Raw genomic sequence first — 9,071 nt, 5'->3', positions numbered from 1 at the left:
TGTTTATCCCAAATTTATTTGAAAGCTGCTCTAAGCTATATCCTTGTTTTCTAAGTTCATAGATCTGAACTTTATCATCATAAGTTAATTTCATAGTAAAAACACCCCAAAAGTTAGATTTTTTCTGTCTAACTTTTGGGGTGCAGTTCAGATTTCCCGTTGCTTTTTTGCATGGTTGCGATAGCCTTGGTAAAATAGAATTGCTTAATAAACCATTTAGAAAGGCTATCCCATGCATGTTCACTATAACACAAATCAAACAACTTTACCACTAGAAATCAGTTCTTTCTTGCCACAAGACCATCTTGTCTTTACGATTGAAAAAGTGGTGAATACCTTGGAGGATAGTCACTTCCAAACCTTCTATCATGCCTTTGGTCGCCCGTCTTATCACCCTAAAATGCTTGTGTCTACTCTTCTATTTGCCTATTCACAAGGGATCTTCTCTGGTCGAAAAATTGAAAAAATGATGATTGAAAATCTCGCTATGCAGTACCTAACAGGACAGTTGGTTGTCAGCTATCGTACTATCAATCGTTTTCGTATCGCTGAAGGGATGGAAGAACTCATTCGTGATCTGTTCATCGACCTCAATCTTCGTTTAAAAATGGAAGAGTTAGTGACCTTAGATTGCTTGTTTATTGACGGGACGAAGATTGAAGCCAACGCCAACAAGTATAGTTTCGTGTGGAAAAAGGCAACGGACAAGTTTTCCGCCAAACTTCAAGAACAGATACAGGCCTATTTTCAAGAAGAAATCACTCCCCTGATCCATCAGGCGATTGCGCTGGATGAAAAAGAATCGATTACCTCAGAACAGTTGACCGAGTTCGCTCAAGTCCTTGAAGAAGAATTGGAAAAACTGAACCAAGACATGGAGGAGACACCCGTTAAAGGAAAGGATGAACGTAAAACCCAGCGTCGGAAACTCAAGAAAGTCCTTCGTAAAGTCAAGGATGATTTTTCAGTACGTGCTGAAAAATATTAGAACTATCAGGAGACATTTGAAGGGCGTAACAGCTTTTAGAGATTATCAAGAACTAGGTCAAACATACGGGATGTTGAGAGGATTATTAATCTGTATCCAAAGCTAAATTAGCAAAAATGCTGTAGATATATTTTTATTTAATAAAATTTGAAAAGATTAACCTTTTTAGTAACAAACTTATTGCTTAAAATTATTTTTACTGTTATAATAATCTTAGGTATCATTTTTTGCTGTAAATATTTTAGGAGTGACAATGAAATTCAAAACTAAATATAAAAAGATTATTATTGGAATGCTATGTCTTATTCTAACATTCCTTTTATTACCGATTAAAAGTTTTTTTTGCTGTGCAAGAAATTAAAGATAATACTGACCTTGCACATTTAGATACATATAAATTTAACTTAAATGTGAATAATATGGAGGTAATTTCAAAATCGAATGCTGTTAATCAAGCACGATTGAATAATCCTTACTACCAATCTTTAAGTGGTCAGATTTATCATAAACCTATGGAGAATTTTACCCTCAAAGTTGATAAAACCAATAAAAGCACTCAAGTATTTGAACAACCTTTAAAATTAAAATTTTCAAATGTTGGTGAGGTTTATGGAAAAAAGGTTGATGCTTATCTAACCATTAATCGTGTGACAGTTCATTATAATAATACAACACTAGGTGAAGCATCACTGAAGGATCCTACTAAGAAAAATGTCCAGTTTTTTAATGTTTCAGAGATTTGGGAAAATGGGGCATTTGAACTTGGAAATATCCCATATGTGGATGCAGCCCATAATGATATAATTGACCATGCCTATTGGATTGACGCAGATGTAACGGCCGAGCTGAAATATTCAGACGGATCAAATACGGATTTGAAGCTTGTAATGGTCCCATCTGATGTGGATGTGACTGTTGACGGGACAGAATCATTCTATATTAAAAACTATACATCCCAAGTAGATAAGACGGTAATGAATACCGCAAATGCTCTCAAAAAAGAAGTAAGTGGCGACAAAACAATTTGGCGAGCTACTAAAGGAACAGACGGCGATGCTTCCTACAATGTTGGTGGTCTAGCTGTTCGTTCGGTTAACAATAGTTTAGAATTTGGCTACCAGTCAACTGCCTACTGCTCAGCAGTATTTGGACTTTTTGTAGAAGGAAAGATTCCGGCACCAGTTAAAACGGTTGACCCCACACAAGCTCCAGCTAAAAAAGGACAGAAGATCACTTATACGGGAACTTTCAAGGTACCGACACCCGGAAAAGATGTTATTGGCTCACTTGACAGCTTAGATTTGATTGATACATTTGATGAACGACTAACCTATCAAGACCTTAAAGTCGAAGCAGATGGCAAGGTTTTGACGGAACATACGGATTACACTGTTACTGTATCAGGACAGACCGTTACTGTTAAAATGGCAGAAAAGTATCTTCAGCGAGCAAGTGGAGCTGATACGATAAAAGTTACATATAATACGGTAACAAATGAAAAAGTAGAGCAGAAAACATCGGGTGTTATCGAAAATACCGTAACATTGAAAGTTGATAATGTCCTAGTCCCTTCTAATAAGGTCAAAACAACTCTCCTTTACAATAAAACACATGAGTTCCAAAGCGGAACTCCAGGAATGTCTCTACCTAAAGAGGTAACTGATCTAACACCACCTAAGGTATCAAAAATTCCAAATGGGACAACCGTAACACCAGATCAGCCCAAGCAAACGGAAGTCACCGTTCCAGAAGGAACATGGGTTTTCAAGGGGTACACAGAAAAAGAAAAGACCATTGATGGTGCAGATGTACACTTTATTGGTATTTGGGTTCTAAAGGCTTATAAGAAGATTTCGATTGAGAAAAAGTGGATTGGTCCAGCAGCTGAGTCCGCAACTTTTAACATTTTGGTTGACGGCAAGGTAGTGAATGATGCAGATCACACGGTAACCTTAGATAAAACTACAGGCTGGTCATATACTTTTGACAAATTGTTGAAGTACAGCCTTGAGGACGGTCATGAGTACAAATATTCTTTAGCTGAAGTAAAAGTTAACAACTATGATAGTAAGATAACTGGGGATGTAGATAAAGGCTTTATCGTTACAAATACGAATACAGAAAAAGTTACAGTAAAAGTTAATAAAAAGTGGAATGGACCTGAGAAAAATTCGGTAATAGTTAAACTAGTTATTGATGGTAAAGAGAGTGAGAAAAAAGTTGAGTTAACTGCCGCAACCAACTGGTCAGGTGAGTTCACAGATTTGCCGAAGTATAATGCAGATGGCGGTAAGATCCACTACACTGTAAAAGAAGTTCCAGTAGAAGACTTTAAGAGTGAGATCGCAGGTGATGCCAACACTGGCTTCACTATCACCAATACATATATTCCTGCTGACCCTATTCAAGTTCCACTTGTTGCTGAGAAAGTATTAGAAGGGAAGCCACTTGAGGCGAATAAGTATCAGTTTAAACTTTTCAAAGTTACAAATGGCACTGAGCAGGAAGTAGAGACAGTTACCAATAAGCAGGATGGTAGTATCACCTTCACTCCTCTTACCTTTAATGAAGATGAAGTCGGAGAACACGACTATGTTGTCCGTGAGGTCATTCCAGTAGATAACGAAAAAGAAGCTGGAGTAACTTATGACAAGACAGAATTTAAAGTCAAAATCAAAGTTGAGAAAGCGTTTGGACGTAAACTAACAGCAACCATCACTAGAAGTCCAGAAGCGCTTGTCTTTAAAAATAAATATACAGCCAAGCCAGTGAACGTTCCTCTTTCTGTAACTAAGAAGCTGACTGGTCGCGAGCTAAAGGCAGGCGAGTTTGAATTTGTCTTGAAAGACAAAGCCGGCAAGACTGTTGAAACGGTGAAAAACACAGCCGATGGCCAAGTAAACTTCAGAGCTTTAGAGTTTACTAAGACGGGTACTTATGTTTACACTATTAGCGAAACAAAAGGGAATCTAGGTGGTATTTCCTATGACACACATCAAGTTACTGCAACTATTGAAGTAACGGATGACGGTTCTGGCCAACTTAAAGCCAAAACTAGTTATAAGGATAATAACCAAACCTTTAACAACACATACACAACTAAGAAAACTTCAGCTAGTCTTGAAGTGACAAAAGCCCTTTTAGGTCGTACCTTGAAAGCTGATGAGTTTGAGTTTGTCTTGAAGAATGACGAAGATGGCTCAGAAGTTCAAAAAGTGAAGAACACTGCTGATGGTAAGGTCGTATTTGCACCAATCGAATACACTAAAGCTGGTACATACAAGTATACTATCGTTGAAACAAATGCTGGACAAACTATTGACGGTGTAACATACGATAGTCTCGAAGTTAAAGTCATAGTAGAAGTTACAGACGATGGTGAAGGGAATCTTACTGCTAACGTAACATACCCAGCGGACAAAGAATTTAACAACAGCTACGGAGCTTCAAAAACTTCAGCTACTCTTGCAGTTAAGAAAACACTTACTGGTCGTGAGTTGAAAGCCGATGAGTTTGAATTTACTTTGACAGACCAAGATGGTAACGTGAAAGAAACAGTCAAGAATGACAAAGATGGAAACGTTAAGTTCTCAGCCTTGGAATTCGATAAAGCTGGAACTTTCACTTACAAGATTGCTGAAAAAACTGGAACTGCTACAGGCATCACGTACGACACAAAAACAATCACTGCTACAGTTACTGTAGCGGACAATGGTAAAGGTGCCCTTGAAGCAACTGTTACTTACGACGATGAAAAAGCATTCGAGAACACTTACACTCCAGCAGGGGCTACAAGTGTAACTCTTGGAGCTAAGAAAGTTCTTGAAGGTAAAGATCTTGAAGCTGGTAAATACAGCTTTGTTCTGAAAGAAGGCGACAAAGAGCTTGAAACAGTTACAAACGCTGCCGACGGAACAGTGGCCTTCTCACCAATCTCATATGATGAGAGTCAAGTGGGAACTCACAAGTACACCATCTCAGAAGTTGCTGGAACTGAAACAGGGATCACTTACGATAAGACAGTTCAAGAAGTTGAAGTAACGGTTGAGAAAGTAAGCGCGACTGAATTGAAAGCAACTGCTTCAAAAGAAGCGAACGATCTTGTATTTACAAACAAATACACTCCAGCAGGAGCTACAAGTGTAACTCTTGGAGCTAAGAAAGTTCTTGAAGGTAAAAATCTTGAAGCTGGTAAATACAGTTTCGAATTGAAGAAAGAAGACGGAACTGTTGTTGAAACAGTGACAAACGCTGCCGACGGAACAGTGACCTTCTCACCAATCTCATATGATGAGAGCCAAGTGGGAACTCACAAGTACACCATCTCAGAAGTTGCTGGAACTGAAACAGGCATCACTTACGATAAGACAGTTCAAGAAGTTGAAGTAACGGTTGAAAAAGTAAGCGCAACTGAATTGAAAGCAACAGCTTCAAAAGAAGCAAAAGATCTTGTATTTACAAACAAATACACACCAGCCAAAACTCAAGTTTCTGTGAAGAAAGCATGGGATGATAAGGACAACCAAGATGGTAAACGTCCAACTTCTGTCACAGTTAAATTGCTTGCAGATGGTCAAGATACTGGTAAAACACTTGAACTTAATGCCGCAAACGGTTGGGCTGGAAGCTTCACAGATCTTGATGCTGATAAGGGCGGTACACCTATCCAGTACACTGTAGTAGAAGTAACTGTTCCTGGTTACACTTCTAAGGTTACTGGTGACGCTGCATCAGGATTCACCATCACAAATAGCTATTCACCAGAAACAGTTGACATTAAAGCAACTAAGAACTGGGATGACGCGAATAACCAAGACGGCAAACGTCCAACTAAGATTACAATCAATCTTTTAGCAGACGGTCAGAAAGTTGATTCGAAAGAAGTTCAAGCAGCCGCAGACGGAACTTGGACTGTCGAATTCACGAAATTAGCAAAATATAAAGATGGTAAAGAAATCAAATACACTGTAACGGAAGAAGCCGTAGCAGAATACGAATCTACGATTACAGACTTTACCATCACAAACAAATATGCTCCTAAAGCAATCGACTACAAAGTAACAAAAGTATGGAACGATGCGAACAACCAAGACGGTAAACGTCCTGAGTCAGTAACGGTTCAACTTTATAAAAAAGTAGGAGATGCTGATCCAGTAGCCGTTGAAGGTAAGAAATTGACCTTGACAGCTAAGGATAAGACAGATGCCAACACTTGGGTAGCATCCTTCACAAATATTCCACAATACGAAGCTGGTAAAGAAATCACTTACTCAATCAAGGAAGTAGACGTACCAGCTGGCTATGAAGCCTCTGTAACTGGTCAGGTCGTGACAAACACTTACACACCAAAAACAGTTGTTCTTTCAGGAACTAAGGTGTGGAAAGATAACAACAACCAAAGCGGCAAACGTGCAGATAAAGTGAAAGTTCAAATCTTTAAGGGTGAAGGCGAAAAAGCTGAACTCGTTCAAGAAATTGAAGTTTCAGAAGCAACTGGTTGGAAGTTCGAATCAAAACCACTTCCTAAGTATGAAAATGGTACAGAGATCAAGTACACTGTCAAAGAAGTGGCCGTGAAAGAATATACCTCAACAGTTACTACGGACAAAGATGGTAAGTACACAGTTACCAATGAATACACACCAGTGAAAACATCTGTAAAAGGTAAGAAGATCTGGAAAGATGAAGATAACAAAGACGGTATCCGTCCAGCATCTATCACAGTGAAACTTCTTGCCGATGGTCAAGACACTGGTAAGACTGCGGTAGCCTCAGAAGCAACTGGCTGGACTTATGAGTTTACAGGGCTTGATCGCTACAAAGATCAAGGTACAGAAATTAAATATTCTGTAGTAGAGGTTCCAGTTGATGGTTATACATCTGAAGTAGAAGGTTTCAATATCACAAATACACACACTCCAGAAAAACCAAATGAACCAGGTAAACCAAATGAACCAGGTAAACCAGGACAAAAACCTCAACTTCCTAACACTGGTGAAAAAGCATCTAACGCAGCAGTAGTTGCAGGACTTGCTTTGATAGCAGTGACTGGTGGATTGTACTTTGTAAGCCGTAAAAATAAATAATCTCTAAAAGAGAGTTAATTTTCAGTTAGTTCTTAGGAAGTAATTGGAAAGGAAATAGTCCAGAACATTTGTTCTGGACTATTTTTTATCGGCTCTTTGTCAACTGTAGTGGGTTGATAAAAAGTCACAACCTGGAGAGGACCAAATTGGTTCTCTCCTTTTTGATATTAAAAGCAATGAGAATTCTCGTTTTAAAATTTTCAAAGTTCCGGAAGCCAAAAGCATTTCGCTTAATGACTTTGATGAGGATATCTGTGGCCTCAAGTTTTGCGTTTGAGTAGGGAAGTACAAGTGCATTAATGATCTTATCCTGATCTCTCAAAAAGGTCCTAAAAATGGTCTGGAAGATTGGATTGACAGAAGAAATGGACCCTGTGATCAATTCGAAGAAATAGTCATCGTGCTTCTCTTGAAAATGAAAGAGTAAAAGCTGATAGAGTTCATAGCGATCTCTAAGATCTTGAGAGTAAGAGAGAAGTTTTTCGAGAATCTCTTTATTGGTTAAATGCGACTGAAATGTTGGACGATAAAATCGTTTACTGCTCAGCGTATAGTTATCCTGTTGAATGAGTTTCCAGTAACGTTTCAGTGCTTTATATTCGTGCGGTCTTCTATCAAACTGATTCATAATTTGGATGCGTACGCGATTCATTGCTCGACTGAGATGCTGGATAATATGAAAGCAATCGAGAACGATTTTAGCGTTTGGGAGTGAAACAGTCTGGGAGACTGTTTCAGCCTGAGCCTAGAAATTCGAAAGCGAAGTTGTCTAGCTAAGTCATAGTAAGGGCTAAACATATCCATCGTAATGATTTTTACCTGACAGCGAACGGCTCGCTCATAGCGAAGAAAGAGATTTCGGATAACAGCTTGTGTTCTTCTCTCAAGAACAGCGATGATATTGAGATTATCAAAATCTTGCGCAATGAAGCTCATCTTCATCTCCCGATTGAAACAGTCACTTCCCTGACTGTTTCCACATCCCAACTCATGTGTTCTGGAAGGTGGTTAAGATCAGTCTTAAATTTGAATTTATGTAACTGACGAATGACTGTCGAAGTGGAGACAGATAAACTTTCGGAGATAGCTGTCATAGGGACTTTCTCAATCAATTTTTGAGTGATTTTCTGTTTGACGATGGTTGCGATCTGGTGATTCTTCTTGACTAAGGAAGTCTCTGCGACGGCTATTTTTCCACAGTCTTTACAGCGGAAACGGCGTTTTCTCAATCGAATGAGAGTCTTGTAGCCAGCACATTCGAGGTAGGGGATTTTGGATTCTATTTGAAAGTCATATTTAGCCATTTGTCCTTGACAGTTGAGACATTTAGAGGCAGGATAATCGAGCTTAGCAATGACTTCTTTATTCGTTCCAGTATCAAGATAATCTAAGATAATAATATTTTTGTCATTAATTCCAAGTATGTTTGTGATAAAATTTAATTGTTCCATAAGATTCTTTCTAATGAGGGTTTGGTCACTTTTTCATTATAGGTCTTATGGGCCTTTTTTCTACAACAAAATAGACTCCATAATTCCTACAGTGGTTTTACCCACTACAGAAATTATAGAGCCTAAATTTAGAGAGGTTCGACCTCTATTTTTTTGTTCTAAAGTGATGGCTACCGAGCGAATGTCTTGATAGTCGACCTTCCTCGTACAGGCTTAGATTATAAGCTGTTGGATACCATCCTAACCTATGTACCGGAAAAAATGGTTTATGTTTCTTGCAATGTTTCGACCTTGGCGCGAGATTTGGTTAAACTGGTAAAAGTTTATGATCTCCAGTATATCCAGTCAGTTGATATGTTTCCCCACACTGCACGGACAGAAGCAGTCGTGAAGTTGATTAAGAAGAGTGTAAAATAAGGTATCCGGTTATAAAAGATAGATGCTAAAATAAAAAAATGAAGCTATTCTCAAAAAGTTCTTGACAAAGGGGAAAAAGTAGGTATAATAGAAAGAGTTGAAAAGCTCAGGTCCGTTGGTCAAGGGGTT

General features: G+C 38.6%; 2 protein-coding genes and 3 pseudogenes. 3 read left to right on the top strand and 2 right to left on the bottom strand.

The annotated features are described in order from the left end of the window. Positions 1 to 94: pseudogene (locus I2H52_RS09630) on the bottom strand (transposase); the annotation flags it as partial. 138 nt (positions 95 to 232) lie between these two features. Here I2H52_RS09630 and I2H52_RS09625 point away from each other — a divergent pair. After that, positions 233 to 988, top strand: coding sequence for a transposase (locus I2H52_RS09625; RefSeq protein ID WP_229104558.1), 756 nt, complete (start codon positions 233 to 235; stop codon positions 986 to 988). A gap of 347 nt (positions 989 to 1,335) precedes the next feature. Further along, positions 1,336 to 7,074, top strand: a complete 5,739-nt coding sequence (locus I2H52_RS09835) for a Cna B-type domain-containing protein (protein ID WP_324252971.1) — start codon at positions 1,336 to 1,338, stop codon at positions 7,072 to 7,074. A 124-nt stretch (positions 7,075 to 7,198) separates the two neighbouring features. Here I2H52_RS09835 and I2H52_RS09615 read toward each other — a convergent pair. Beyond that, positions 7,199 to 8,525 (bottom strand): annotated as a pseudogene (locus I2H52_RS09615) (ISL3 family transposase). A 165-nt stretch (positions 8,526 to 8,690) separates the two neighbouring features. Here I2H52_RS09615 and I2H52_RS09610 point away from each other — a divergent pair. After that, a pseudogene (locus tag I2H52_RS09610) lies at positions 8,691 to 8,942 on the top strand (23S rRNA (uracil-5-)-methyltransferase RumA); the annotation flags it as partial. Positions 8,943 to 9,071: the final 129 nt, after the last annotated feature.

The organism is Streptococcus oralis, assembly GCF_015561235.1.
GTDB lineage: Bacteria > Bacillota > Bacilli > Lactobacillales > Streptococcaceae > Streptococcus > Streptococcus oralis_BK.
The sequence above is the reverse complement of the archived record's forward strand: the minus strand, read 5'-3'. Positions and strand labels throughout refer to the sequence as shown.

Bases quoted from the DNA above. Each gene is read 5' to 3' on its own strand.
- I2H52_RS09625 (WP_229104558.1), top strand. From the start codon at position 233: ATGCATGTTCACTATAACACAAATCAAACAACTTTACCACTAGAAATC.